The organism is Rossellomorea sp. y25, assembly GCF_038049935.1.
Classification (GTDB): domain Bacteria; phylum Bacillota; class Bacilli; order Bacillales; family Bacillaceae_B; genus Rossellomorea.
In genome coordinates this window covers 1,550,995-1,577,070 of the sequence record NZ_CP145886.1, presented here as the reverse complement: position 1 = coordinate 1,577,070, position 26,076 = coordinate 1,550,995, and the positions used below count along the sequence as shown (strand labels likewise).

The window sequence follows — 26,076 nt, the reverse complement described above, 5'->3', positions numbered from 1 at the left end:
ATATATTGAATCTTTAGCAGATAAAAGTGTTTTTGAGGATGTTAAAATCGGGGAACGGTAGATAAATTCCTTCTCCAAACAATCCAGTCAAGGATTCCTCAACTCCGTCCGGTTGATATTATCGACTTCGCCCCATTTATTATCGACTTTCACAATAGTGCTCCACACTCGTCAAATTTCATTTTTTTATTCTTCATTCCCCATTTCCCCTAAAAAAACAGCCATCCCCATCCAGGAATGACAGCTCTCTCCTCTATAAATGCTCCCCAAACCAACCCACAATCTCTTGTAATCTTGCTTCCCTCAAGGAAGGTTTTCCATTCCGTGACAAATTGTGATTGGATTCCGGGAAACGCACGAATCTTACATCTTTTTTCTCTCGCTTTAATGCGATGAATAACTGTTCCGCCTGCTCGATTGGACAACGGTAGTCCTTTTCGCTGTGAAGTATTAATAGGGGGGTGTTCATATTCTTCACATAAGCAAGGGGTGAATGCTTCCAAAGGGTTTCGATGTCGCCGAGGTCGCTTTGGATTTGCCACTCCGAGAAGTAGTAGCCGATATCGCTCACTCCGTAAAAACTGATCCAATTGCTGATGGAGCGCTGGGTGGCCGCCGCTTTAAACTTGTCGCTATGACCGATGATCCAGTTGGTCATGAACCCTCCGTAGCTTCCACCGGTCACACCTAAGCGGGTTTCATCAATAAACGAAAATTCCTCAAGGGCATACTCGACTGCTGCCATGATATCTTCGTAATCCCCGCCGCCGTAATCGCCTCTTACGGCATCCACGAACTCTTGCCCGTAGCCATGGCTTCCTCTTGGATTCACATATAAAACAGCATATCCTTTGCTTGCCAGTACTTGGAATTCGTGAAAGAACGTGTTCCCATACATGGTGTGGGGGCCTCCGTGGATTTCGACGATTAGTGGATATTTCTTTCCTTCCTCATAGTCGACTGGCTTCATGATCCAGCCTTGTACCTGCCAGCCTTTCGCACCATTGTACATAAAGGCTTGAGGAGAGGATATTTCACGATCCGCCAGGCCCCCGTTCAGGTTGGTCACTTTCTTCAGGTCTCCGGTAGGAACATGAAGAGTATACAATTCACCAGGTTCTGTCGGTTTACTCATGGCAACGAGCATTACTTGGCGATCAGAATCGAAGTCGAATCCATATATATGCTGCTGCTCCTGCAGCAATGCAGGGTAGATGGCTCCTTCAATGTGAGCGTAGTAAAGGACCGTGTTTCCTGAATCAGACGCCAGGAAATAGAAACTTTCATTGTCCTTTGACCACAGGATTCCTGCTTGAGATGAGCCTTGGATACTGTCAGTATTGAGATAATCTCCTACAGGTACATCCATGCTTTCTGTCAGGCAAACGGAGTGACCGGTTTCAAGGTGATGCAACCACACCTTATTGTGTGTCGCATTCTCATATTCACGTCCATGTCCTAAATAGGAGAGACGCTTTCCATCGGGAGACCAGCTTGCTTCTCCGTAGTACCCCGATTCTCCATTAATCTTCTTATATTCGTTCGTTTCAAGATGATAAATAAATAAATCAGACTGGAAGGAGAAATCTTTGTCTTCTGTTCTGTCCACTGAAAACGCAATGTGCTTACCATCGGGGGACCAGGAGTGAAGAGTGTAATCATGGACATCATCCGTGATTCTTCTCATTTCCTTCGACACCACCCCCACCATTACTATCTGCGAGTGGCAGTTGTCATCGAAACCTCGGTCATCACTTTTATATTTCATGCTTGTCGCAACAAATGGCTTTAATTTCTCTTCTTCGCCATCCTTCTTTTCAAACGTCTCCCCTTTTTCCAATCGCATCGAGAAAGCGACCTTTTCACCACAAGGAGACCATACAGGATTCGAAACGCCTTTTTGATAATCCGTCAGCTGCTCTGCTTCCCCTCCATCACGATGAATGACATAAAGCTGATTCACGCCGGAACGATTTGAGACAAAGGCAATCGTCCCCCCATCAGGTGACCATCTCGGAGATGAAATCTTTTGTTCTCCGAAAGTCCATTGGCGAGTGGTTTGGTCTTGCAGACGAATGCTATGTAAGGTTGAGAAATATTCATTTTTTTCTTCACACATGATGGTTTGGACAAATACGGCTTCTTCTCCGCTTGGAGACAATCTTGGATCGGATACGGCCTTTATTTCGTAGAGGTCCTGGATTTCAATTCCTTTATTCATGTTCTGATACCATCCTTTCTTCTGTTCCCCATATGATTTCGACGTCAGAAATACTTTTCCCTTTATGGATAAAAACTCGAACTGCCCTTCATAATAGAAACAAATTCAAATTCTACAACTTTCCCTATTGAAAGTAAATCGAATTCCACGTAAAATGAAAATACGAACATTCGTTCTATATCAAAAATGAAAAGGAGTCTTTTCATATGACAAGGATCCCGGAGAATGACAGGAATATATTAGAACAGGCGATTTATTTACCGATGGTGCTGACCATATTGAATCGTGATCTGCAAATCGTGGATAGCAGTCCTTTTAAATTAAAACGACCGTATCTGGAATTGGTCGAGGAGACGATGAAGGTCATCCAAGGAGAACTCGCTCATGTAAAAAAGTACATGAGGACCAATAAGATGAAGGTTGAGCGAATTCAATCAGACGATGCTTTTACGATGTATATGTTTCTTTATAAGGGGTATGAAGAACACCATAACTACTTTAATCCGCGCCTTCGCAACCGGGTGGAGGATCTAATGAGACATTATTTGTATCGCCGTTTCCTGGAAACGAAAACAGACACAACAAAAGAAGCGTGATTGATCTCACGCATCAGCTTTTTTGATAGTTGGATTGAGATAAAACGTTTTTATGTTACTCGCTTCAGTGTGAACCTTCGTATTATATTTACTTTCCATTTCTGCCACCCGCTGTGTATATGCAATACGCAAATCAGAGGTGCGAAGCATTTGATTTTCAAAGGAACTATATGAAATCGGAACCGTGCAGGACTCATTGTTTTGAAGATATACCTTCGTCGATCCATTTGTCGATCGTTCATACCCACGAACATGGGAGTGGGAAACCCAGGCACATTCTTGCTTGACAGGAGATGATGTTGGAAAAAGATAAATGGACATCTGAGGATTCACCATGATGGGAGCTTTGTAGATAATACCCGTAAGTCTCTTGGTGCCTTCTTTTCTTCCTTCATAGGAGGAACCAAAGAATTCACAGCTCTTCTTCAAAATATCAAACGGTTTAAATGGGGAGACTAGCACGTCATCTACCTCTATGATCTTGGTAAATGTCCTGGCACCGTACTCAATAGGCTGCAGGATCATCGTATGGGGATTCACTTCATATTCTTCTATAATTCGAGATTTTTCTCTCATTTCATCGCCTCCATTTACATTTTTCACCAAAATAATACCACAAATTCCGAGGGTTGTCTCCTATATTTTTAAAAATTCTGAAATTTACTGCACGCCACCCGTTTATGAGTAAAAAATTATCAGAATATTTAATTTTTTAGTTGAATTTTTACTACTTACCCCATATACTAATAAAAAGAATTCAGGGGTGACCGTATATGGAAAACAAAAAGTCCTATACCGAAATGATGAAAGCTTCTGCGATGACCCGGAAGAAAGCCGCTGAGAGAAGTGTAATGGAGATCTATATTGACATGGTGTTGCATGAAAGCATTCTGACGACCCGTAAGACAAAACTCCTGACAGACATTGACGCCGCCCTGGATAAGAAAAATAAACCTTTGTTCATGAAATTAACAAAAGAATTAAACGAACTGAACCTAAGCTACGGATGATAAATAATAGCTGACTCTCCACAGAGTCAGCTATTCCTTTTTTAATGGACGGGCCATTGGACCCCCTCCATTTCATGAATTACTTCAATTTAAATAGTACATCCTAAAGCTAACCTATACACTTTGGAGCGAATATGATGATCCTGCTAATAAAAGTACTTGTCCTCTACTTAATTACCATTGCCGCTATGCGACTGATGGGAAAATCCACAATTGTACAAATGACCCCTTATGATCTTGTGGCGATTATCATTGTCGGGACCATTGCCTCTGAGCCCTTAATCTCTACAGAATTCTGGCCGACGATTGCATCTCTCGTCATTTTAGTAGGACTGCATGTTCTGTTTTCATTCATGACCTTAAGTCAATGGGGAAACCGTTTCTTTCTTGGAGAACCTACCTTGCTGATTAAAAATGGTGAAATTCTAGAGGACAACCTTGAGAAATCTAAGATATCGCTGATTCAGTTGACGTCCATTCTACGCTCACAAGGTTACCCGAAGATTTCAGACGTGGACTACGCCATGCTCGAGCCGATAGGTGAAGTAAGCATCATTCCAAAGGTGGAAAACACCCCTGTTACCGTCCAGCATCTCGGCCTTAAAATCGATGACGAGGGATTGCCGATTTCAGTGATTGTGGATGGTAAAATCCAAACGCGGAACCTGGTGCTCCTTGGGAAATCGCAAGAATGGCTGGAAGCTCAACTAACGAACTCCGGACTTCATTACAAAGATGTAATTTTCGCTTATATGACAGAGAAAGCGAAGAACCTGATTATCAGTAAAAGAGAAAAAGCCTAGTCTTTTTAAGAACCAGGCTTTTTTCATTATTCCTTTATTAAAAATAAACGTATGGTCGGGTCTCCTCAAAGTGACGGACCGTTTCACTTGATACATTTCACCTATTCTATTTGTAAAAGACGGACTGGCGGCTTCTTCCTCATCATATTGAAATTCCATTCAAGGAAGATCTAATGTAGTAAATTCCCATAAGTTTTAATCGTAAAGTATAATGCTACGGCGGTATAAACAAAAGCCGTCCAGAAAGAAATGGAATGATAAAACCTCTTCTTTTCTTCTTTGATCAAATGCTGCCCCTTTTTGTAAAAATATCCATCTCCGTTTACGTAGATGATGATCAGGGTAACTAATATCCCAATGATCAAAGACCACTCCATCATCGGGCGGCCAGTTTCAAGATAACTCAAAAAAGGTAAACCGATTAACGCTAAAACGGTAAACATAAAACGAATAAATAATATCCAAGCTTTTTGATACTTGATTTTCCCCGCCCCCTGCCAGTTTTAATAAACTGAAAAACCCAACTATACAATTCCTTATTTTACCATATTTACGAGGATTGTGCACTGAAATTTGGAATTTCAGGAATAGGATTTAGAAATAGACACAATAAAAAAACGACTCGCTTCCTACCACAAGTCGTCCTTCATGTCATGCACACTCTTTCAATTTATAGAGGGAGAACCTATCCTCAGTATTACCCCTTTACTCTGTATCTTTCTCTGTTTCATACTCTTCAAGCATCGTCAGTCGTTCAAGCATCGTCGGATGGCCGTAACGGAAAATCTTCACAAGTAAAGGCGGATTGACCTGAGATAATCCCACCTTGGATAACTTTTGGAAAGATGAAATGGCGGCTTCTTTGTCGCTCGTCATTTCTATTGCATATCGGTCAGCCCTCGTTTCCTGGTAGCGGGAGATCCAGTTACTAAGGGGACTGACAGTGAACAGCAGCATGGACGTAATCATCAAGAACAGAGGTAATGAGCTCAAGTTCGACACGTTCGATACTTTCATGTCCTCTTTATGATTGGCGACGATCCCTCTCATCAGCTTGGCCGTCAGGAATAATCCAAAAAAGGATAGGATCAGGTATATCGCAATGCCTATATAGATATGCTTCTCCACATAGTGAGCCATTTCATGAGCCATTACAAACAGAATTTCCTCGTCTGTTAATTTTTCAAGTGTCGTATCCCAGAGGACAATCCGGGAATTGGATCCTACACCGGTAACATAGGCGTTCAGGGAGTTCGTCTTCTCCGACATATCGACTTCAAACACGTGGTCTGCAGGGATTTTCGCCTTGTCTGCAAGAGTCAGGATTTGCTCTTCTAACGCTTTATCTTTCAGTGGATAGAAGTCATTGTATAACGGATCGATCAATACAGGCTGCACGAACATCATGAAAACCGTAAATGGCACAGACAATGCCCAGGCTGCCAGCCACCAGCGCTGTTTGAATCGTTTCATCAAACCATATAACACAGAAACAATGATGAACATAAGCAGGTAATTCACCCAGAAATCCGTGACCTCATCCTTCATCCACATGGCAAAGGTTTGGGTGGAAATATTGTAGCTCTTCGAAATTTTATAGGAAATATACTGAAGAGGAAAAATCGCTACAAAAGAAGCAATCGATAACCAGAATAAATAAATGGCCGTTTGCAGGAAACCATTTTTCACTGTGCCCCTCGCCCACTTCTCAAACACACGCGAGACCCCGAGGATCAGGATCAGGAAATAAAACAACCATTCATAAGGAGTGGATAAGAAAAACAGGAGATTCTTGATTTTAGAAAAATCCTCACTCAGCATAATTTCTTTATCATTCATAAAGGTGGCTGGATCAGCACTGCTTCCGTTGTACATGTCAGGCAAAGTAGAATCCGCCAAGAAAAATAAATACACATATAGAAACAAGCCTAATAGCAAATAAGCCAGGATTGAACGAAGTGCCCATTTTTTAGCCAACATATTTCCTCCCTTCAATGTCTTCATTACTATATGTAATACCCTGTCCAAAGATTTAGAACCTAAACACATTACGGCAGAAATCGCGAAATCCCCCTCCAATTAAAAAAGCCGCGACCCGAATCGCGGCTTACATCAAGAACACCGAATACAAAGACAGTACTGAAATCGCCCCAATCACCACAACGATGACGTTGGCACCAAGAAAGGCGATGACAAATGCGGCTGCCGTCCCGACGGCTCCAAACATAAGATTCCCCTCTTGAATCAAAAGGATGCTCGGAAAAATTAAAGCGCCTAATACGGCGAAGGGAACATTCTTTAATACCCCTTGAAGAAATGGAGGCAGCTCTTTCCCTTTAAATACGAGGAAAGGAAGCATTCTGGGAATATACGTGACAATCGCCATACCGATGATCATCAACACAATCGCGCTATTCATTCGCTCTCTCTCCTCCCTTCATTATGACAACCAATTCCACAATCACGGCTGATACGAGGGTAGCAAGTACAATCGACCATCCGTTTGAAAGGTTCGTCGTGAAAAGCAGGATGCTATTCAACGCACCGGCCACTACAGCTAAAAACGTGACCTTGACACTTTTTTTCATGGAAGGAACGAGGAGTCCCACAAACATGGCATAAAGAGCGATCGTCATACTCGCTTGTAGAAACTCGGGAAGGATTTCCCCAATGAAGTAGCCTACACCAGAGTTCACGACCCAGCTCCCGTATGAAATGAGCATCACCCCGACGGCAAAACCCGTTCTTACTTTGCCATCTTTGACGCTGATGACCGTGAAGGTTTCATCCGTAATCCCAAACGCATAAAAAAGCTTTTTAAACAAACGGTCTTCCTCGAGCTTTTCACTTAAAGAAGCCGACATCAGGAAGTGACGGATGTTTACGATGAACGTTGTAAGAATAATTTCAATGATACCAGTACCAACCGCTATCAGACTCAGTGATATGTATTGAGCAGCCCCTGCAAACACGAGCATGCTCATCAGTACCGTTTCCGTGACCGTGAGGCCGGTTGTCCGTGCCAACAACCCAAAGGTTAACGCAACAGGCATATATCCGATGGCAATGCTGAGTCCTCCCTGCAGGCCCAGACGAAAATCACTCACTTTTTTCGTAGAAAGCAGTGCCTCCATCCTCTCACATCCTTTATAATAGAAGTAATTTACTATTTTAATTTTTTGATAATTTATTATATTATACATATAGACGCTATAGTATACAAGAGGAGTTTTAGCATGGAAAATTTCCCGATTCAAATTGGTGATAATATACGGAAGATCCGCAGGGAGCGCGGCTTCAGCCTTGAGCAGATGGCAGAGCGCACCGGTGTAAGCAAGGCGATGATCGGTCAAATTGAACGAGGTGATTCGAATCCGACCGTCGCGATTCTATGGAAGATCGCCAATGGCTTGAAGGTATCCTTCTCTTCACTGATTGAAAAGCCAAGCAATCAAATATCCATCATTCATTATCAAGACGTTCAACCTGTTCTTGAAGATAACGGCAATTACATCGTGTATCCCATCTTCCCCTTCGATCCCCTGAAAAAATGGGAAAGCTACCGGGTTGAAATGAAACCGGGCTGCTTGTATCGGAATGAAGGCCATACGAAGGGGGTAGAGGAATATATCACGGTGCTGTCGGGGAAGATTGCCCTTAAAATTGGCGAAGAAACCTATGAGCTGACAGAAGGAAGTTCGATTCGTTTTGCCGCTGACTCAGGGCATGAATATGTAAATGATTCAGGAGAAACAGCTGTGTGCCAGATGGTTATTTATTATGGCGGTGAATAATCCCAAAAAAGTCCTGCATGTGAAACTACATGCAGGACTTTTTCAAACTATCCAGCTAGCAAAATGTATCCTTCGGTTTCGGCACCGACAATCCGAATAGCGGACGAAGATATAGTGCCAGGAACGTACCGCCAAGGGCAAGGATCCCCCAAATATAACCGTGAAGACTGAAGGAAGCAATCCCTCCGAAATAAGCACCAATGTTACATCCGAATGCCAAACGTGCACCGTATCCCATCAGCAGTCCACCAATGACGGACGCCATGGCATTTTTCCCGGTGATTTTATTAAAACGGAACAGGCCTCCTGCAGCAGATGCAAGAAATGCTCCAAGGATGACACCGAAGTTTAATACCGTTGTGGAATCAGCAAAGATCGATGCTTGAAGAGCTTCAGCATTGGCTCCTGTCCAATAGCCCCAGCCTGCTACGTCGACCCCGAACATTCCGGCAACCTTTGATCCCCATAGAGCAAAGGCAGAAGTGATCCCCCAAGGATTCCCCCGTGTCATGAGAGTAAGAGCATTTAACACAGCCAATACAATCGCTGCTGCCAAAAGGGGCCAAGATCCACGTAAAATCCGTTTCCATCCCTTTGATGTTGGAAGTGTCGCCATGCGGGGCGGTTTTTTCTTCTTCTCCACCCGCAGTGTAATCCACGCAATGAATCCAAAGAATAAAATCGAAACGACCCACGCCCCGAAATAACCTAATCCGGTAGAAGTTGCTAATGAAATAGGTTTGAAGGACGGCAATTCCTCTGTCCAAAATGGAAGATGATAGGCTCCGACTGTGGCACCGACAATAAAGAATAGCAATGTGATGAACATAACGGAGCGGCCGCCGCCGATTGCGTAAAGGGTACCTGAAGCACAGCCTCCTCCAAGCTGCATCCCAATCCCAAACAGGAAGGCACCTACCAGTAAACTTACACCAACGGGTGATACATAACCTGCCGCTTCTCCGCCAAAGAATGTAAACCCTGTCGCAAGGATCGGAGCAAACAGCGTTACGGCAACGGCAAGCATCACCATATGTGCCCGCAGTGCCTGCCCGTTCCCTACAGACATCACTCTGCGGAAGGCAGAGGTGAATCCGAATCTTGCATGAAATAATGTATATCCTAACAGCAGCCCTAGAACCAATAACACGGTTTGGGCAATGTCTTGTGTAAAGAGTAAGTATAGCCCAAGTATCGCTGTAACGATTAAACCGCCAGCCACTAAAAAGGTCTGTGGCGGGTTCAATTCGGTACTCGCTTTCTCCGGGCCCTTTTGTTCATTAATCGGTTGAACATAGCCAGCCATGAATAATCCTCCTTAATCTGATTGAATTTGTTGGAATTTATTTTACAATAGTAATAGATTCGAGAACAGTTGTCAAAAAGATAGACTTCTACTTCCTTTCTTCTATTTAAAAAAGCTGCTTGATACATCTCAAGCAGCTTCGCTTCTATAAGGATACAAGAGCCAACATAATCGGAATCGTCACAATGCTCAAAAGTGTAGTGACAAGGGTACTTGTCGACACTAAATCAGGCTCTGTGTTGAACTGCAATGAAAACATCGTCGTATTCGCAGCAGTCGGCATGCTTGCCAAAATAATGAGGATCGATCCCAGCATAGTAGAAATAGGCAGGAAAGAAACGACGACCAGAGCTATGATGGGTGAAGCTACCATTCGCATGATCACAATAAAGGAAAGGGCGCCTCTTTCCACCTTCTTCCCTCCCAATGTCGCTAATTGCATTCCTAACACCACCATAATCGTAGGAATCGTTGCCTGGGAAATCAGATCAATGGTCTGACTCATAAACACCGGCACATCAAGATGAAACAATTGAAAACCCAACCCAAGAAAAGCACCATGCAGAATCGGCATCTTGACGATCTTCATCCAGATTTCGCTCGTTTCCCTCTTTTTATCACTGCCACTGACAGCATAATAGAGGCCGATTGTATTCATCAGAAATGACTGGATCACCATCATTATGACCGCATAGCGAAAACCGAGCTCACCGAAAGCGAATAGGATGATCGGTACTCCATAGTTGCCGCTGTTCATGAATACCCCGGATAAAATCATGGCCGATACTTTCGGTTTAGAATAGTTTTTAAACCTCGCCACTATTTTAATAGAAACAATCAGGATCACACAAAGCGCGATACAAAAAAGAAAAATATAAAGATAATCCATATTCAGTTCATTCTCGTAAAATGTCTTGAATGCCAGAAATGGATACATTAAGTAAATGGCCATCTTCGAAATCGAATTGATCTCGAAACCAAGTTTCTTTTGGCCGATATATCCAACAGCAAAGACCAGTAATGCAGGCAGTACAATCAATATTACGTCCATTTACGTCACCACAATCTATTAATATGAAAGATAGGCTTGACTACTAGAGTCAAGCCTAAGTGTACCATATTTACAACAGCGGGATAATTAATCCGGCTAACAGCAGGATCAATGCGCCGCCTAATCGGGAAGAGATTTGAGCGAAAGGCATAAGCTCCATTCGTTTCGATGCTGACAACACAGCAACATCTCCCGTTCCTCCCATATTCGCCATGCATAGCCCTGCGGTGATCGCTGCTTCAATCGGGTAAAAGCCAACGACTTTGCCAAGGATCGCCGCACCGAGGATCGCTCCTAAAACGACTCCGAATACAGTCAAGATATATTGCAGCGTCAACGCAGCAAGAACGGTATCTAAGTCCGTGTACGCGACACCGATCCCAAATAATAAAGCGAACGTCCAGTTGCTGGCTACAAATTGATACCACTGACTGGCTCCCTCTACGACATTTTGAGGGATCATGTTAGAAATCTTCGCTGCAGCCACAAGAATGATCATGATGGCATATGGATGAAGGGGAAGAAAGGATCCCAGCAATGTCCCCACCGTGAAGAATGTCAGGGCAGCGAGTAAGCCCACTCCCATCTTTTCAATATTATACTTCTGCTTTGTCTTCTCATAAGTAAAACCTTTCATAAGCTGACCGTTTCCACTTAGGGAAGGTACTTTTTTTCCGATAATATCAAGAACCGATGCTAAAATAATTGCAAATACATTCCCTAATGCCAGTGCTGGCACGAGCATGGAGATATAATAGCTTGGATCATTCCCCATCATTTCAGAATAGATTTGACTCATGGGAACAGCTCCAGCTCCCATTCCGCCACCCATGATCGGCATCGTAATGACGAGGATGGCTTCTTGAAGGGTAAATCCGACAAGAGATCCAAAGATTCCTGCTACTATCACGGCTCCGGCTACCGCTCCGAAAATCGGTAGGAAATAGCGCAGACCCACTTTAACTAAAACCTTTGAATTCATTCCTAAAATACTTCCCGTAATTAATGCAGCAATATAGAAATTCAAAAAACCGCCTGATTTCATAAAGTCAGTCATGGACGTGACGGTGGCTTCCGGAAGTAAACCTGCGTAAACCATAAAAGCAGATCCAAAGATCGCAATGATGGCACCTCCGCCAAGGAATGTTTTCACAATCGGCGTACGGTCTCCTAACCATCCGAATAATTCCCCAAGAACCATCATGACGAGAAGACTACCGATCATTCCCCCTGGAAGGTTTCCCGTATACAAGCTGGCTAGCGTGATTCCCGTAAAGATCAGGAACCAAAGGATCGGCATATTGAAAATCTGAAGCGATCGATCTTTCGTAAGCGTCACATTCTCTTTTGTTTTCTCCTTCTTATATGAAAGTGTTGATGCTGCTTGTCCCATCTTGATCATCCCCTTTGTCATTATAAAAATTACGAAACTGAACTGTTTGCTTTGCTTTCCTTACATGCAATCTTTCGCACGGACTCCCCGACTTTTTCTGCCACACGGGAATCAAGCGCGTTCGGAATAATATATTGAGGGTTCAATTCAGAAGAGCTGATCACATCGGCTATGGCATAGGAAGCGGCCACTTTCATTTCCATTGTGATATCCTTTGCTTTCGCATCCAGCGCTCCTCTGAATATCCCAGGGAAAGCGAGAAGATTATTGACCTGGTTCGGATAATCCGATCTTCCCGTCCCTACTACCGCTGCGCCTGCTTCCAATGCTTCCTCCGGATAAATTTCAGGAATCGGATTGGCCATGGCAAACACAATCGGCTGCTCATTCATCGTTTTAATATACTCTTTCTTGAGGGCTCCAGGCCCGGATACACCGATAAATACATCGGCTCCTTTTATCGCATCCGATAATTCACCCCGCACCCCCAGCAGGTTCGTGCGTGTAGAAATTTTCGCCTGGGTAGCATTCATCCATTTCTCCCCCTTGCACAGTACACCTTCTAAACTTACGAGAGTAATATTTTCATAACCTGCGAATAAAAGGAGTTCGGCAATCGCGATTCCAGCTGCCCCCGCCCCATTGATGACAATTTTCACTTTCTTATATGATTTGTTTACGACCTTCAGCGCATTGACTAACGCGCCTAGGACGACTATGGCCGTACCATGCTGATCATCATGGAAAACGGGAATATCCAACTCTTTTTTTAACCGGTTTTCAATTTCAAAGCAGCGCGGCGCTGAAATATCCTCCAGATTGATCCCTCCAAAAGAAGGAGACAAGGCTTTAATAATCGTGACGATTTCATCTACATCCTTCGTATCCAAACTAAGGGGGAAGGCATCTATTCCGGCGAACTTCTTAAACAACATGCTTTTCCCTTCCATGACCGGGATCGCGGCTTCTGGACCGATATCACCAAGACCCAATACAGCTGTACCGTCTGTGATGATGGCCACCATGTTTCCTTTCGATGTCAGCGTATTGGCGTGCCTGGGATCCTCGGCTATCGTCTTACATACATCGGCGACACCCGGTGTATAGACAAGACTAAGATCTTCTTCAGATGAAATATCAATCTTACTCACCACTTCAATTTTCCCTGCATGAGATTCATGTATGGATAATGCTTCTTCCTTTAAATTCTTTCGAGTCATCCAATCGCTCCTAACGTAATCGCTTACAATGTATACCCATCATATGAAAACGCTTTACCTTTTCATAGATTATGAAACTATTGTTTGACTTTTAAAATTAAAAAAAGCAGCCGGATAGGCTGCTTACAAATAGCTTTGAATGCGTGAGCTATTCAGTTTGTTCCTTGTATATTGATAGACCGGCCTTCCGACACCATAGATCAGGGTCTCATCCACCACGCCGATACTTTTTAAAAACCTGAGGTACTTTCTGATCGACACCCGTGAAATGGACGTCACGTCTGCAATATCATCTGTTGAAAACGACTCTTCCTCGAAACTCACAATCTCGTCGTAGATAGACGATAATGTACTGCTCGTCAATCCTTTAGGGAGGGGTGCCTTCTCCCCGGCTTGCACATCCCTAAGTAAAAGTAAATCGAGTTCACTTTGATCGATGGTAGATTGCTTTTGAAGCATCCGATTACTCTCCCGATAAGTCGTCAATGCTTTTTTAAACCGTTCAAATTCAAAAGGCTTGATCAAATAATCCACTACCCCCATGCGAAGTGCGCTCTGGATATTATCGACTTCTGATGCGGCTGTGATGAGGATGACATCTGTCTCCCGCTGTTCCTTCCGTATTTGCTCTAACAAATCCATCCCGGTTTGTTTCCCAGGCATATAAACATCCAATAAAACCAGATCAATCTTATACTCACTTACTTTCGCCGAGGCATCTTCAATCGAATTAGAGATTCCTATTAAATGAAACCCTTTGATCTCTTCCAGATACTTTTGATTAAACCGTGCCACCATCGGATCATCTTCCACGATCAATACATTAATCAATCTTCTTCCCCTCCTTATATGAAGCTTGAACAATCATCGTCGTTCCCGAGCCTACCTTTGATTCGACGTGCAGGGTTCCATTCAATTTACGGAGACTTTCTTTCACTAAGAAGAGACCGTATCCTCTTCCTTCCCCTTTAGAAGAGTATCCTTTGATGAAGATATCCTCTGCTATTTCATCCGCCATTCCTTCTCCTGTATCCGTCACGACCATTTCAAATTGCTCGTCCTCATAGAATAGCTCCATCAGCACTTCCTTTTCATCACTATTTGTCGTTGCTTCAACACTATTATCCAATAGGTTTCCAATCACGGTAATCAGTTCATGTGTTACAGTAGGATCTTTGGGTTCCGGGATAAAGTCGTGGCATTCAATGGTCAATGCAACGTTCTTTTCCCTCGCATAGCTCAGTTTCCCCATGATAAAACCAGCCAAAGCAGGATCTTTCACTTTCGACGTCACCGTGCTCACTTCATCGACCCGTAGGGAAACAAGTTCTTTCACGTAGCGATTTAAATGATTGTAATCCTTCATCTTCACCAATCCCAGAATCACATGCATCTTATTCATAAATTCATGCGACTGGGCCCGGAGCGTTTCCGCATACGATTTGACACCCGTTAACTGCTCAGCCAATTGATTCACTTCCGTTTTATCACGGAAGGTGGATATCGCCCCGACTACTTCATCATTGACGATTAACGGAACACGGTTTACCAGGATAGATACCCCATTGATCGTTTGCTCCTCGTCAAGCTCAGGTTTCCCCGTAGCGATGACTCTTTCCAACCGGGTGTGTGGCATGTATTCTTTGATGGGCATTCCAATCGGATCCGAGCTTAGTCCCGCTTTATTAAATATTTTCAGGGCAGACTTATTCACTAATGAGATGGTCGTATCTTTATTGACAGCCACCACCCCCTCATGAACCGACTGGAGCATCGTATTTCGCTCTTCCAATATTTTCGCAATCGTAATCGGCTCCAACCCAAACAACATATTCTTTATGTACCTGGCTATAATAATGGCCCCAATGACTCCAACAATAATCCCGATCATAGATCCCACTAAAATATTCCAATGACTCTGGTCCAATGCTTCCTCCACGCTACCCAGGGAAATCCCTACTGCGACAGCCCCTATCTGTTGATTTTCATTATTAAAGACAGGAGAAAATGCCCTGACGGATTTGCCCAAAGTCCCTTCTGAAATAGACAATGTTTCCTTCCCTTGGAGTACATCTTTCTCATCCCCGCCGACAAAATGCTTGCCGATACGATCAGGATCAGGGTGAGACTTACGTATCCCTTCCATATCCATGACCACTACAAACAGAACCTCTGCTGATTTCTGGATATCAAGGGTGTACTCCTGAATCCGATCTGCATTCCCTTCCCCCTCTAAACCGCTCTTCACAATCGTGGAATGAGCGACCGTCCGGGAAACGATTTTCGCCTTTTCTTCAATATTAGACTCAATGTTGTCATTAATCGTCCTGGAAATAAGCAAGTCGGTTATTACAAGTGATACCAGGACAACGATGCATACGAAGAGAATGATGATGGTACTTAGTTTAAGCTGTTTCTTTTTCACAGGAGTCACTCCAGTGTTTTTTAGTATGATTCTTTATTTTACATGATTTTTGGTGTTTAAAAAGGGCCATGTGAAAAAGAGGCTCCAAAGTTGGAACCTCTTGATTAAATGAAGATTTTCATTTGTTTGTAATACCGTTTTTTCAAGTTGCGTACTATGTTTTGCTTTCTGGTTTTACCCTTCAAGCACCGAAAACAAAAAGAACCCCCAAAAAAGAGTTCTTTTCAGCCACCCTGTATCACTTCCCCTTAAACTCCGGCTTCCGCTTCTGACTAAACGCCAACAAAGCCTCCACCCGGTCTTCCGTAGGAATGGTAATCTCATATGCTTTTCTCTCAATCTGTAATCCGGTCTGCAGGTCTACGTTCATACCATTCTTTACGGCAAACTTAGCTTGCTGCAGGGCAATCGGGCCATTAGCCAGCATGGGTTCCACGAATGCATGGACTTCACCCAAGAAGTTCTCTTTTTCTACTACTCTTGTGACCAGTCCGATGTCCAATGCTTCTTCTGACGTTAATCGTTTAGCCGTCAGAATTAGTTCCAGCGCTTTTGATTCCCCTACTAATCGTGGCAGACGCTGGGTTCCCCCTGCTCCCGGGATGATGGCCAGGCTCGTTTCGGTCAGTCCCATTGTCGTGCCTGCTACTGCGATTCTGAAGTCACAGGCGAGGGCAAGTTCCATTCCTCCGCCGAATGCGTAGCCATTCATAGCGGCGATGGTCGGTTGTGGGAGGGTAGCGACGGATTGAAAGACTTCGCCTATTTTGTAGACGTTGCGGATGACTTGCTGTTCAGTCAGAGTCTTGCGCTCTTTTAAATCGGCTCCAACCGAGAAGGCTTTTTCTCCACTTCCTGTGAAGATGACGACTCTGACGTCCGGGTTGATGCGGAGTGCTTCGACTACCTGCTGGAGTTCGTTCAGCGTATCGTAATTAAAGGCGTTCATTGCCTCAGATCGGTTGATGGTTACAGTGGCGACATTGCCCTTTTGTTCTAGTAAGATTGATTCCATGTTTGTTCTCCCCTTTTTTTAACTGATTCCTCCCTATGTATGATTCGACACAAACCGAGAAAACCCTTTCATTTTTTAACGAGGTTGAACATATCTTGGTTGGGTGAATAGACTAAATGTGACATATACCCATAAAGGAGCTGTATTTCTTTTGTATAATCCTTCAAATCAAAACCCTTACCTTCAGCATCAACAGGTGAATCCCTATTCAAACCAATATGCAAACGATATTGCCTGGCTACACTACTACCGTGAAACCCAAAGCCTTCCCGATCAATGGGTTGAGTATATTCAACCACTTGTAACCCGAGCCCTGTCTGAAGTGGAAGAAGGCATCAACCTTACCCACCTCTTCCAGGAGTTCATCCTGTCAGGTGTACTGGTCGGGCAGGGATTCACACCCGAGCAGGCGATCGAACAGGTTGAAACGTGGGAAAAAGGTGAATCGAAGCTCTTACAGGCTAGTAAGGCGATGAAATAACGTAAAAAAGATGCTCAGTGATCCACTGAACATCTTCTTTTTTTATGATTGAAGCACTTGTTCTTTCAGCGCTCTTCTTAAAATTTTCCCTGTTGTATTCTTCGGCAGCTCATCAATGAACTCGATCGATGCTGGCAGCTTGTACTTGGCAAGATGCTCTTTACAATACTTAAGTACGTCCTGTTCCGTTAAGGATGGTTCACTTTTCACAACATAGCTGCTGACGACTTCACCCAGTTCCGGATGTGGGACACCGATGACCGCTGCTTCCACGATTCCAGGATGATTGTATAGCACTTCTTCGACCTCGCGTGGGTAGACATTGTACCCCCCGACGATGATCAGTTCTTTCTTTCGGTCCACAATATAGAAGTAGCCTTCTTCATCCATCCGGGCAAGGTCACCTGTGTATAACCAGCCATCTCGGATCGTTGCCGCTGTTTCTTCTTCCATTTTGTAATAGCCCTTCATGACATTCGGGCCTTTGACGATCAGTTCGCCCACTTGTCCGACTGGTACTTCTTCACCCAGTTCATCGACGACTTTATTCTCCAGGTTCATGATTGAAGTTCCGATGGATCCTGGTTTTCTCGGTCGATCCAGCGGGTTGAAACATGTCACAGGAGACGCTTCGGATAGGCCATAGCCTTCAGAAATCATGACGTTGAATTTCTTTTCAAAGTTTTTTAGTAAGGCCACCGGCAGGGAAGCTCCGCCTGAAATGCAGAGACGGAGAGATGATAGATCTTCCGGATTTCCTTCAGGATACTGGAACAGGAAGTTGTACATGGTTGGTACGCCGGCAAATACGGTTGGCTGATAGGCCTTCGACAGTTCAAAAATGGCTTTTGGACTGAAGCGTGGAACGATTAAAAGGGTCGCCCCTGTCATCAATGGCGCATTCAGGACCACTGTCAGACAGAAGACGTGAAACATAGGCAGAGCTGTAATGACGGTGTCGTCTTCATTCATTCGTAAATAGCTGCCGACATCGGTTGCATTGGAATAAATATTTTTGTGTGTCAGCATTGCGCCTTTCGGTTTCCCCGTCGTTCCCGAGGTGTAAAGGATGATGGCTACTTCATTTTCATCCACTTCCTCCCCCTTAAACGCAGGATCGCCCTTCCCAAGAACACTTGTAAACGATTTCATTTTAGGGTATGCAAGCGAGATTTTCTCTAAATCAATGTCCTTTGCCCGTTCATCCCCTGATTCACACAGGATAAATTGCTCGACATCGGATAATAGATGCTGCATCTTTTCGATTAATGGGAATAGCAAATCAAGAGTGACAATGGCTTTCACGTCACCATTTTTCAGAATGTAGCCAATTTCATCCGGTGTGTAGATCGGATTGATTGGTATAACCTTTAACCCCATTCGTAATGCCCCATATAATCCAATGACGAAATGTGGTGAATTCCCTAATACAAGCGCGATGTGATCCCCTTTTTTCAGACCCGATTGCTCTAGGCCACTTGCAAATTTCGATACAGCTGCATTTAATTCCCCGTATGTACTAGAGGTATTTAAGAAATGATAGGCTGTTTTATCTGCTTTCTCTTGAGCGATTTGGTCTAACCGTGTTGCGATATTCAATTGTATCCCTCCCCTTTTCAGTTAAACTGAATGAATGGTCATTCATCAAACTATTAAAAGTATTCAAAATATATTCTATATAAAGAATAGTATTAATACAAGTATGATGATGAAAAAAAGCCGCCCAATTTGGACGACTCTTCCATTTTCTTATTGTGCAAAAATCGCATTTGAAACGAGTCTGAACAGATAATCCGTATGATCACGGAAAGTTGGTTCGAGTCCGATCAATAATACATTTTCATCCTTCACGATAACAGGCTTTCCTTGAGCTGCTTCACTGTCTTTCCAGTGTCCGGCCAGGAAGAAGTCACTGCTGTTTTGATAGCTTGATAGAATTTCTGCATTACCTGTGTTCGTGTACCATGTTGGTTGATAAACAAATCCAATGTCTGCTGTTTCGTAACCAGCTGTGTAAGTAGAATCCGTGTGTGATAATTGGACGATTCCGTTGCTGTTGGAGCCGCCGGTTTCCACTTTCACATCACTTATTCCAAGCTTTGTCGTGGCTTGAGATGCACCTGCACCGACGGCAAGATATTGTCCACCATCCGCTACAAAACCTTCCACATTCGCTTTGAATGCTTCGTATTGTGCTGCATCCTTCAATCCGAATTCCGAATTGGCCACACTATTTTGATAGGAAATGAGGTTCGATCTCCCGTTATAAATAAACACATCTGTTGAACCCAGACCCTCTTCTGCTACCTGTCCGGGAGTCTTTTCTTCCACCGCGAAGCCAAGACGCTCCAGGGCAAGCTTCGTTCCAGAGTGGGATTGAGCTTTGTTCATTCCTCCATCTTTCAAGAGGGTTACATGCCGGGACGTCATTTCTTTCGCTCCTACAGGAACAGATTGGGAAGAAATCGTGACAGCAGTATTTTTCACAAGGTCGGAAAGTTTTGCTTTTGCATCGGCACCTGCATACATTGTTCCATCTTCACCTCTGTGAAGAGTGTGTCCGCTATTTAATAATTGATTGGCAATCGCTATCGATTCCACGGAGGTATTCGGGATCGCATATGGTCCGTCCCCAATGACGTCTCCACTTTCATTAAGTGCTCTTACTTGTTTCGATTTAACATTCAGTTCAGTGTCACTGCTTACTTCCACTGCATCGAAGCCCCATAATTCCGGCAGATTCCAGGCAGAGATATCATACATACTCGGTGTATCTTCAGTGATGTCTTCCCCGTCCCAAAGCATGGTGTTCGCGAGGCCGGCTTTTGCTTGCTCCATCGGTACGATATACGTTCCTTTCGGATATGTCACGCCATCAAACGTGAAATCCTTCTGAGCTTCTTCTACGACAATATCATTATCTTGAAGATGAAGGACGGCTTTCAAAGTAGCCGTTTGATCCTGTTCATCATTCGGCAGAATATAAGCAGATGGGAAATGGCCTTCCGTATGGAACGGATGGTCGAACTGGACACCACGTTTAAAGACTTCGATCTGATCTTTTACCATATCCACTTTGTTCTCGCTCGCATAGCCCAGTGCACCCATCACGGCATCATAGGTCCATTGAACCCCGTCCCAATCATTGGTCGGCGCTTCAAGTGTATACCCATATGCCCCGTGGTACATGGCATACATTGGAGTGAAGATCGGCGGATAATCATCCCATCCGGCAGAATCATCACGTTGCGGGATATAAGTCCCTTCCATATTCTGATAATCTACTTTTGACGATTCCGTATGAGTATTTTCATAGTTTTCTTTATTCGAAACGATATTGGATTCCATCGCCTCTGCTTGATTCATTGCCCACTTCGAATACAGATCATATTCATAGTTTGGATTATGAGGAGGCGTACAAGGCTCAATCAAACCTGGCTTTGTCGGGCCGCCATATCCTCTCACATATCCATGGAGATCAAGGAATACCATTGGATTCCATTCTGTGATCAGGTCTACCATATGCTCTGTTTCAGGCTGGGATTGAGTGATAAAATCACGGTTGAGGTCAATTCCATTTCCGTTGAAACGCGTAGCATCAATACGCCCATCCGGGTTCGCTACCACATTGAAAATCAGGATATGATCTTCGAGAATCCCTTTCGTTTGTTCGTCATTATCCGAGGCAAAGCGCTCGATTAATTGCAAAGCTGCGTCTGTTCCAACAAATTCTGTTCCGTGAATCGATGCATTGATCATCACCGGAACCTTTAGATCAGGGTGCTTATCGATAAAGTCCTGTGCTTTATCAGGCGACTGGATCATTTTCTTACGCAGACCTTTATAGTAACCATACTTCCCTTTCGCTTTCGCATCCGAAACGGTCACTACATACATATCATGACCTGCTGCTGATTTTGTTTCGCTCTTCTCGACAGTTACACGATTGCTTTCCTGTGCGATCGCATCAAGCTTCCCTTCAATCTCAGAGTACTTCACAAAGTCATAGTGCTCGCTATTAAACAAGCTTTTATCTTTCTCATCGAGTTGAGTACTTTGAATCGTCGTTTGTGGAGATTCTGCTAAAACGTTGAATGGTGTGGTGGATAGTAGAGTAAAACTGGCAATTCCTGCAATAATCTTTTGCTTCATTTATGTACCTCCAAATTCTGTAATAGTCTAATGATAGAATAAATATTCATAACGGTACATAAATATTTAGTCCTATATTTTGATTGGTAGGATTTTCCTACAAAACCAAACAGGGCAGCGATCTTTTAGAGAAAGCTGCCCTTCAATTCAAATTTATTCATAATTACCTATAGCCCAAGTTTATTCGGAATCCACATCACTGCCCCTTCCCAGTAGGTGATGATAAATAAAATGAAGATTCCCATCATGAGAAATGGCATGGTTGCCTTAACCAGTCTTTCAAATTTCACATCTGCAATCGAGGAAACAATGAATAAACCGGTCCCAACAGGTGGTGTGAGAAGGCCTATAGTCAGGTTGATACATATGATAACGCCAAAATGAATCGGGTCGATTTCAAATGCAGTGATCAGCGGCATAAAGACTGGGACTAATATGATTAAAGCCGCAATTCCATCCAGTACCGCGCCTAGTAATAGCAATAGTATATTCACCAATAACAGGAATACAAATGGGTTATCAGATAAGGATGTCATTTGCGTTACGATCGCTTGAGGGATTTGTTCAAATGCTATCATCCAGCCAAAGATATTGGCCATTGCAATTAAAAAAGTAACCGTCGCTGTTGCCGTCACCGTATTCACTAAAATACCAGGGATTTTTCTCCACTTTAATTCCCTGTAGAATAACATTCCCACAATAAAGGCTACCAGAGAGGCGATAGCAGCAGACTCCGTAGCTGTGAATGCTCCACTTAATATACCAAATATAATAATAAACGGAACAAGTAATGCCGGGAGTACACTGAAAGAACTCGTCATAATTTCTTTAGCAGAAGCTCTTTTCGACTTCTTAAAATTATATTTATATCCAAGGAAGGCAATCAAGCTGATAAAACCGATTCCATACATGATACCTGGAATGATTCCCGCCATGAACAAACCACCAATCGAAGTACCAGATAGAGTTCCATAGATGATAAAGATCATGCTGGGCGGAATGATGGGGGCTACTATAGAAGAGGCTAATGTTAATGCTGACGAAAACTCTCTATCATAACCTTCTTTTTCCATTTCGGGAACCATGACTTTACTCATCATGGCAGCCTGAGCATTAGCTGATCCCAGTATGGAAGCTAAAAACATGTTAGCAATAATCGTGACATACGCGAGACCACCCCTGACATGACCGATTAAGACTCTTGCAAACTTTACTAATCTTGTGGTGATACCACCACCATTCATTAACTCTCCAGCCAGCATAAATAAAGGAATAGCCAATAAACCGAAATTATCCAATCCTGAGTAAAGCCTCATGGGAGTAGAGGACAAAAGTGTTACGTTTCCTACTACTAGGAAATAGAGTACGGTTGTGATTCCCAATACAAGGGAGATAGGTACAGACATAAAGAGGAGGATAAAGAAACAAAAGACCACTAATATTGTCAATTACTTACCCTCCCTTACCAAATCAAAGAGGTTAGATAATACATGGATACCTGCAAATGAAAGACCCAATGGCACTGCAGAATAAGGAATCCACATTGGTATTAACATGGCTGTGGATTTTTGATAGGCAACACTAGGTGATAAAATCCAACTAGTGCTGTAATAGATTAAGAGAACGAGAAAAACGAGCATTATCATATGCCCTAAAATAAGAATGATCCTTTTAACTTTTGAAGAGACATATTCTAATACGATTGTGACGGAGGCTTGGGACTTATACTTCAGCCCCAAGCTCCCTCCTATAAAACTAATCCAAATTAGGAGAAATATAGAAACTTCTCCTGCCCATGATAATGGGGAATTAAGGATATAACGAAAACCGACTGCTAACGTTACGATAACGGCCATCGAAAACATCAGGATCATTGATAGTATCTTTTCTATAGAAGAAATGCCGTTACTTATCGCTCTCATGATTTTTACCCCCTATTGCTAATCTATTATTTACGGAAGGTATCAATAAACTCTTGAATAAGTGGATCTGTCGGACCATATTTCTCATCATACTGTTTCATCTGTTCTTTAAATACTTTAGAATCAAGCTCGTAGATTTTCATACCTTCATCTTTTAGAGTCTGTTTAAACTCTTCCTCTTGTCCAGCTCTTGTAGTGGCTGCGAAATCTGCGGCTGCCGCCATGGATTCACGGACAATTTTCTGGTCTTCTTCAGACAGTCCTTCGAATGTTCCTTTATTCATCATCGCCACCGCAGGCCAAACCATGTGATTAGTCACCGCTCCATATTTAACTACTTCATGATATTTATTGGTGATGGCTGCATCCAAATCCATGTCCATTCCATCAATTACACCTGTTTGAACGGCTGAATATACTTCCGGTAATGGAAGCCCCTCGGTAGAAGCGCCAGAGAAATGATAGAAATCCTGCATCGGTGGACTAGGTGTAACACGCAGTTTTAACCCCTTCATATCTGATGGGTCCTTCACTTCTTTATCTTTAAACAACATCACACGTTGTCCGGCGAATAAATAGTCCAGGCCGACTAAACCTTGCTTATCGATCGTATTGAGAATTTTCTTTGCTACCTCTGAATCTCTTGCTTCATTTGCCGCATTTAAATCTTCAAACGCATAAGGAGTAAACCACGCAGCAAATGAAGGTTCTCTTGAGCTCATATATGCAGCTGTTATCAGACCAAAATCGACTGAGCCAGCAGCGATTTGTTCTACCATATCTGCTTCCGTTCCCAACTGACTTGATGGATAAATTTCTACTTTCATACGACCTTCTGATCTCTTTTCGAGCTCTTCTTTAAATTTTTCTGCCCCTTTATGCCACATATGACTCGGTGGTGTAATATGAGCTAATTTAAAGGTATAAGTTTTGCCCTTATTATCTTCAGATCCACTGCTTTTTTCTGATTCTCCGGAACCGCAAGCACTCAATACACCTAATACAAGAAGAAGACTCAACAAGTTTAATCCCCATTTTCTCAAACTTTTCACGTTCATTTCCCCCTCATTCATTATTAAAGCGTTTTCAAATATTGAAAATTCAATGAATGCTTTCTCTAACGTTGCAGATGTACACCTAACAGATTACTAGCTTCAAAATTTTCCCCTTGCTCGATAAGCTTTCTTATTCTTGTTGAGGAAATTACTGTTCCTTTCTCGCAACAAACAGGATTCAACATGCTCACCTTAAAAAATTGCCTGAGCGTTTTCACATTACCTTCCCTGCCATTACCAAATCTAAAATCGTTCCCAACAAATATTTCTTCCGGGTGGAAACTCATTAGAGTATTTATAAATTGGGAAGAAGATTGTTTAAGATACTCTTTATTGAAACTGGCTATAACGGCATAATCAACACCCAGGGACTCTATACGTTCCAACTTCTCATCTAGGGTGGTAAGCATTTTAGCTCCTTTGAAATAAGTACGAGGTGGTGGATCAAACGTATACACTACGCTTGGAATACTTCTTTTTCTGCTTTCATGTACGACATGAGTAATCACAGATTGATGTCCTTTGTGTACACCGTCAAATGCCCCAATTGTTATAATGGACTGAGGCAATGTTAATGACTGACCATGAAGTGTTTGCACCATAAGCACCTCCAACAAATAAAAACCTTAAATACTTACTATTCTTTCAACGTTCCACCAACAGACCAATTTCCATTTGGAACTTCATTTATTAAAATTCTTACTTGTTCTGGTTTTGTTTGTAAACATTCACAAATTGAAAGAGTAAGAGATTTTACAAGCTCTTCTTTTACTTCGGGACTCCTGCCTTCGAGAATATGAAGATGAGCAATCGGCACCTTTATACATCCTTCCCATTACACGCATTAAAACCAATGAATCCAAGTGGGCCAAAATCAACCTTTAAAGAGTCACCATCATAAATATTAATTGCTTCGGTTATTCCTCCCGTTAAAATAACCATCCCTGCTTCGATTCCAAGGCCATCTCGATCCAACATTTTGGCTAATTCAATAATGGATTTGACGGGGTGGCCTAAAACAGCAGAACCCAGACCAGATTGGACTTTTTCTCCATTTCTAAACATGGAAACTTCCAGATTTCCAAGTGAATGGTTCAAAGGGGAATATGCTTGATCACTCAGTATAAAACGAGAAGAAGAGGCATTATCTGCCACAACATCCACTAAAGTGAAAGAGAAATTTTTATACCGGCTATCAATAACCTCAACTGCAGGCATGATAAATTCTGTAGCACTCCAAACATCACGAGGTGTTAAGTGGCTTCCCTTTAAAGCTTTCTTCATTACAAATGCAATTTCTGGTTCTACTCTGGGATGGATCAATCCTTGAAGAGAGAGAGAATCTTGATTGATCTCCATTGATTGAGTTAGTCTCCCATAAATTGGTTCATTCACACCAACCGATTGTTGTTTAGCGATACTCGTTAACCCCATTTTCCATCCAATTTTATGATCTCCCCTTTGAAGGGCACATTGTTCCCATAATTTCTGAATTTCATAGGATTCTTCAACCGTTAAGTTGGGATAAGCCAGTGTAATCTTATCCATTTCAATTCCTTTTACCTGATGAAAATCAATGGTTTTCGCTAATTCTATTAAGTTCTGTGTTTTAGTCTCCATTTTTGGCTCCTT

General features: G+C 42.9%; 26 protein-coding genes. 5 read left to right on the top strand and 21 right to left on the bottom strand.

Annotation, left to right across the window (positions count from 1 at the left end; all coding sequences use genetic code 11):
• Nucleotides 1-253 precede the first annotated feature (253 nt).
• Nucleotides 254-2,221: a S9 family peptidase gene (locus AAEM60_RS07875; protein WP_341357785.1), complete on the bottom strand. Its 1,968-nt coding sequence runs from the start codon at nt 2,219-2,221 to the stop codon at nt 254-256.
• Between the two features lie 206 nt (nt 2,222-2,427).
• Here AAEM60_RS07875 and AAEM60_RS07870 point away from each other — a divergent pair, with 206 nt between their 5' ends.
• Nucleotides 2,428-2,817 (top strand): hypothetical protein, encoded by a 390-nt coding sequence (locus AAEM60_RS07870; protein ID WP_299740090.1) that lies wholly within the window; start codon nt 2,428-2,430, stop codon nt 2,815-2,817.
• A gap of 6 nt (nt 2,818-2,823) precedes the next feature.
• On the opposite strand, the gene AAEM60_RS07865 is transcribed toward AAEM60_RS07870, so the two are convergent.
• Nucleotides 2,824-3,393: a competence protein ComK gene (locus AAEM60_RS07865; protein WP_299740088.1), complete on the bottom strand. Its 570-nt coding sequence runs from the start codon at nt 3,391-3,393 to the stop codon at nt 2,824-2,826.
• A 197-nt stretch (nt 3,394-3,590) separates the two neighbouring features.
• On the opposite strand from AAEM60_RS07865, the gene AAEM60_RS07860 reads away from it, so the two are divergent.
• The gene (locus AAEM60_RS07860; RefSeq protein ID WP_299740086.1) at nt 3,591-3,827 is read left to right on the top strand and encodes an IDEAL domain-containing protein; all 237 of its coding nucleotides are present in this window, start codon (nt 3,591-3,593) and stop codon (nt 3,825-3,827) included.
• A gap of 134 nt (nt 3,828-3,961) precedes the next feature.
• On the top strand, nt 3,962-4,630 hold the full coding sequence (locus AAEM60_RS07855; protein WP_299740084.1) for a DUF421 domain-containing protein: 669 nt from the start codon (nt 3,962-3,964) through the stop codon (nt 4,628-4,630).
• Nucleotides 4,631-4,800: 170 nt separating this feature from the next.
• Here AAEM60_RS07855 and AAEM60_RS07850 read toward each other — a convergent pair whose 3' ends face one another.
• The 4 genes from AAEM60_RS07850 to AAEM60_RS07835 all read right to left on the bottom strand — a co-directional run bounded on the left by AAEM60_RS07850 (nt 4,801) and on the right by AAEM60_RS07835 (nt 7,764).
• Complete coding sequence (locus AAEM60_RS07850) at nt 4,801-5,037, bottom strand: hypothetical protein (RefSeq protein ID WP_341357784.1); 237 nt, start codon at nt 5,035-5,037, stop codon at nt 4,801-4,803.
• Nucleotides 5,038-5,335: 298 nt separating this feature from the next.
• A complete protein-coding gene (locus AAEM60_RS07845; protein WP_341357983.1) occupies nt 5,336-6,607 on the bottom strand; it encodes a M48 family metallopeptidase in 1,272 nt (423 codons plus the stop codon).
• Nucleotides 6,608-6,737: 130 nt separating this feature from the next.
• The gene (locus tag AAEM60_RS07840) at nt 6,738-7,049 is read right to left on the bottom strand and encodes an AzlD domain-containing protein (protein WP_341357783.1); all 312 of its coding nucleotides are present in this window, start codon (nt 7,047-7,049) and stop codon (nt 6,738-6,740) included.
• On the bottom strand, nt 7,042-7,764 hold the full coding sequence (locus AAEM60_RS07835) for an AzlC family ABC transporter permease (RefSeq protein ID WP_299740076.1): 723 nt from the start codon (nt 7,762-7,764) through the stop codon (nt 7,042-7,044). The genes AAEM60_RS07840 and AAEM60_RS07835 overlap by 8 nt, the downstream gene beginning before the upstream one ends.
• Nucleotides 7,765-7,866: 102 nt before the next feature.
• Here AAEM60_RS07835 and AAEM60_RS07830 point away from each other — a divergent pair, with 102 nt between their 5' ends.
• On the top strand, nt 7,867-8,424 hold the full coding sequence (locus tag AAEM60_RS07830) for an XRE family transcriptional regulator (RefSeq protein ID WP_299740074.1): 558 nt from the start codon (nt 7,867-7,869) through the stop codon (nt 8,422-8,424).
• Nucleotides 8,425-8,479: 55 nt separating this feature from the next.
• Here AAEM60_RS07830 and AAEM60_RS07825 read toward each other — a convergent pair whose 3' ends face one another.
• The 7 genes from AAEM60_RS07825 to AAEM60_RS07795 all read right to left on the bottom strand — a co-directional run bounded on the left by AAEM60_RS07825 (nt 8,480) and on the right by AAEM60_RS07795 (nt 16,834).
• Complete coding sequence (locus AAEM60_RS07825) at nt 8,480-9,730, bottom strand: YeeE/YedE family protein (protein WP_341357782.1); 1,251 nt, start codon at nt 9,728-9,730, stop codon at nt 8,480-8,482.
• 145 nt (nt 9,731-9,875) lie between these two features.
• Nucleotides 9,876-10,781 (bottom strand): AEC family transporter, encoded by a 906-nt coding sequence (locus AAEM60_RS07820; RefSeq protein WP_341357781.1) that lies wholly within the window; start codon nt 10,779-10,781, stop codon nt 9,876-9,878.
• A gap of 70 nt (nt 10,782-10,851) precedes the next feature.
• Entirely contained in the window at nt 10,852-12,174 is a 1,323-nt protein-coding gene (locus tag AAEM60_RS07815; protein ID WP_341357780.1) for a 2-hydroxycarboxylate transporter family protein, read from the bottom strand.
• 29 nt (nt 12,175-12,203) lie between these two features.
• The gene (locus tag AAEM60_RS07810) at nt 12,204-13,394 is read right to left on the bottom strand and encodes an NADP-dependent malic enzyme (RefSeq protein ID WP_341357779.1); all 1,191 of its coding nucleotides are present in this window, start codon (nt 13,392-13,394) and stop codon (nt 12,204-12,206) included.
• A gap of 123 nt (nt 13,395-13,517) precedes the next feature.
• On the bottom strand, nt 13,518-14,225 hold the full coding sequence (locus tag AAEM60_RS07805; RefSeq protein ID WP_299740064.1) for a response regulator: 708 nt from the start codon (nt 14,223-14,225) through the stop codon (nt 13,518-13,520).
• Nucleotides 14,218-15,819 carry a DcuS/MalK family sensor histidine kinase gene (gene dcuS, locus AAEM60_RS07800; protein ID WP_341357778.1) on the bottom strand — a complete coding sequence of 534 codons (1,602 nt, stop codon included), beginning with the start codon at nt 15,817-15,819 and terminating at the stop codon, nt 14,218-14,220. Before dcuS ends, AAEM60_RS07805 begins: the two co-directional genes overlap by 8 nt.
• 238 nt (nt 15,820-16,057) lie before the next feature.
• Nucleotides 16,058-16,834 (bottom strand): enoyl-CoA hydratase-related protein, encoded by a 777-nt coding sequence (locus AAEM60_RS07795; RefSeq protein ID WP_299740060.1) that lies wholly within the window; start codon nt 16,832-16,834, stop codon nt 16,058-16,060.
• A 151-nt stretch (nt 16,835-16,985) separates the two neighbouring features.
• On the opposite strand from AAEM60_RS07795, the gene AAEM60_RS07790 reads away from it, so the two are divergent.
• Nucleotides 16,986-17,315 (top strand): hypothetical protein, encoded by a 330-nt coding sequence (locus AAEM60_RS07790; protein ID WP_341357777.1) that lies wholly within the window; start codon nt 16,986-16,988, stop codon nt 17,313-17,315.
• A 42-nt stretch (nt 17,316-17,357) separates the two neighbouring features.
• Here the strand turns inward: AAEM60_RS07790 and AAEM60_RS07785 are convergent, their stop codons facing one another.
• The 8 genes from AAEM60_RS07785 to AAEM60_RS07750 form a co-directional block, all read right to left on the bottom strand.
• Complete coding sequence (locus AAEM60_RS07785) at nt 17,358-18,914, bottom strand: fatty acid--CoA ligase family protein (RefSeq protein ID WP_341357776.1); 1,557 nt, start codon at nt 18,912-18,914, stop codon at nt 17,358-17,360.
• A gap of 150 nt (nt 18,915-19,064) precedes the next feature.
• A complete protein-coding gene (locus AAEM60_RS07780) occupies nt 19,065-21,467 on the bottom strand; it encodes a M14 family zinc carboxypeptidase (protein WP_341357775.1) in 2,403 nt (800 codons plus the stop codon).
• 167 nt (nt 21,468-21,634) lie between these two features.
• Complete coding sequence (locus tag AAEM60_RS07775) at nt 21,635-22,915, bottom strand: TRAP transporter large permease (RefSeq protein ID WP_341357774.1); 1,281 nt, start codon at nt 22,913-22,915, stop codon at nt 21,635-21,637.
• Nucleotides 22,916-23,389, bottom strand: coding sequence for a TRAP transporter small permease (locus AAEM60_RS07770; RefSeq protein WP_341357773.1), 474 nt, complete (start codon nt 23,387-23,389; stop codon nt 22,916-22,918).
• Between the two features lie 26 nt (nt 23,390-23,415).
• Nucleotides 23,416-24,447 carry a TRAP transporter substrate-binding protein gene (locus AAEM60_RS07765; RefSeq protein WP_341357772.1) on the bottom strand — a complete coding sequence of 344 codons (1,032 nt, stop codon included), beginning with the start codon at nt 24,445-24,447 and terminating at the stop codon, nt 23,416-23,418.
• 59 nt (nt 24,448-24,506) lie between these two features.
• A complete protein-coding gene (locus AAEM60_RS07760) occupies nt 24,507-25,046 on the bottom strand; it encodes an FAD synthetase family protein (RefSeq protein ID WP_341357771.1) in 540 nt (179 codons plus the stop codon).
• 35 nt (nt 25,047-25,081) lie between these two features.
• Nucleotides 25,082-25,261: a tautomerase family protein gene (locus AAEM60_RS07755; protein ID WP_341357770.1), complete on the bottom strand. Its 180-nt coding sequence runs from the start codon at nt 25,259-25,261 to the stop codon at nt 25,082-25,084.
• A gap of 2 nt (nt 25,262-25,263) precedes the next feature.
• Nucleotides 25,264-26,064, bottom strand: a complete 801-nt coding sequence (locus tag AAEM60_RS07750) for a fumarylacetoacetate hydrolase family protein (protein WP_341357769.1) — start codon at nt 26,062-26,064, stop codon at nt 25,264-25,266.
• Nucleotides 26,065-26,076 lie beyond the last annotated feature (12 nt).

Bases quoted from the DNA above. Each gene is read 5' to 3' on its own strand.
- AAEM60_RS07875 (WP_341357785.1), bottom strand. From the start codon at position 2,221: ATGAATAAAGGAATTGAAATCCAGGACCTCTACGAAATAAAGGCCGTA.
- AAEM60_RS07870 (WP_299740090.1), top strand. From the start codon at position 2,428: ATGACAAGGATCCCGGAGAATGACAGGAATATATTAGAACAGGCGATT.
- AAEM60_RS07865 (WP_299740088.1), bottom strand. From the start codon at position 3,393: ATGAGAGAAAAATCTCGAATTATAGAAGAATATGAAGTGAATCCCCAT.
- AAEM60_RS07860 (WP_299740086.1), top strand. From the start codon at position 3,591: ATGGAAAACAAAAAGTCCTATACCGAAATGATGAAAGCTTCTGCGATG.
- AAEM60_RS07855 (WP_299740084.1), top strand. From the start codon at position 3,962: ATGATGATCCTGCTAATAAAAGTACTTGTCCTCTACTTAATTACCATT.
- AAEM60_RS07840 (WP_341357783.1), bottom strand. From the start codon at position 7,049: ATGAATAGCGCGATTGTGTTGATGATCATCGGTATGGCGATTGTCACG.
- AAEM60_RS07835 (WP_299740076.1), bottom strand. From the start codon at position 7,764: ATGGAGGCACTGCTTTCTACGAAAAAAGTGAGTGATTTTCGTCTGGGC.
- AAEM60_RS07830 (WP_299740074.1), top strand. From the start codon at position 7,867: ATGGAAAATTTCCCGATTCAAATTGGTGATAATATACGGAAGATCCGC.
- AAEM60_RS07825 (WP_341357782.1), bottom strand. From the start codon at position 9,730: ATGGCTGGCTATGTTCAACCGATTAATGAACAAAAGGGCCCGGAGAAA.
- AAEM60_RS07820 (WP_341357781.1), bottom strand. From the start codon at position 10,781: ATGGACGTAATATTGATTGTACTGCCTGCATTACTGGTCTTTGCTGTT.
- AAEM60_RS07815 (WP_341357780.1), bottom strand. From the start codon at position 12,174: ATGGGACAAGCAGCATCAACACTTTCATATAAGAAGGAGAAAACAAAA.
- AAEM60_RS07810 (WP_341357779.1), bottom strand. From the start codon at position 13,394: ATGACTCGAAAGAATTTAAAGGAAGAAGCATTATCCATACATGAATCT.
- AAEM60_RS07795 (WP_299740060.1), bottom strand. From the start codon at position 16,834: ATGGAATCAATCTTACTAGAACAAAAGGGCAATGTCGCCACTGTAACC.
- AAEM60_RS07780 (WP_341357775.1), bottom strand. From the start codon at position 21,467: ATGAAGCAAAAGATTATTGCAGGAATTGCCAGTTTTACTCTACTATCC.
- AAEM60_RS07770 (WP_341357773.1), bottom strand. From the start codon at position 23,389: ATGAGAGCGATAAGTAACGGCATTTCTTCTATAGAAAAGATACTATCA.
- AAEM60_RS07765 (WP_341357772.1), bottom strand. From the start codon at position 24,447: ATGAACGTGAAAAGTTTGAGAAAATGGGGATTAAACTTGTTGAGTCTT.
- AAEM60_RS07760 (WP_341357771.1), bottom strand. From the start codon at position 25,046: ATGGTGCAAACACTTCATGGTCAGTCATTAACATTGCCTCAGTCCATT.
- AAEM60_RS07750 (WP_341357769.1), bottom strand. From the start codon at position 26,064: ATGGAGACTAAAACACAGAACTTAATAGAATTAGCGAAAACCATTGAT.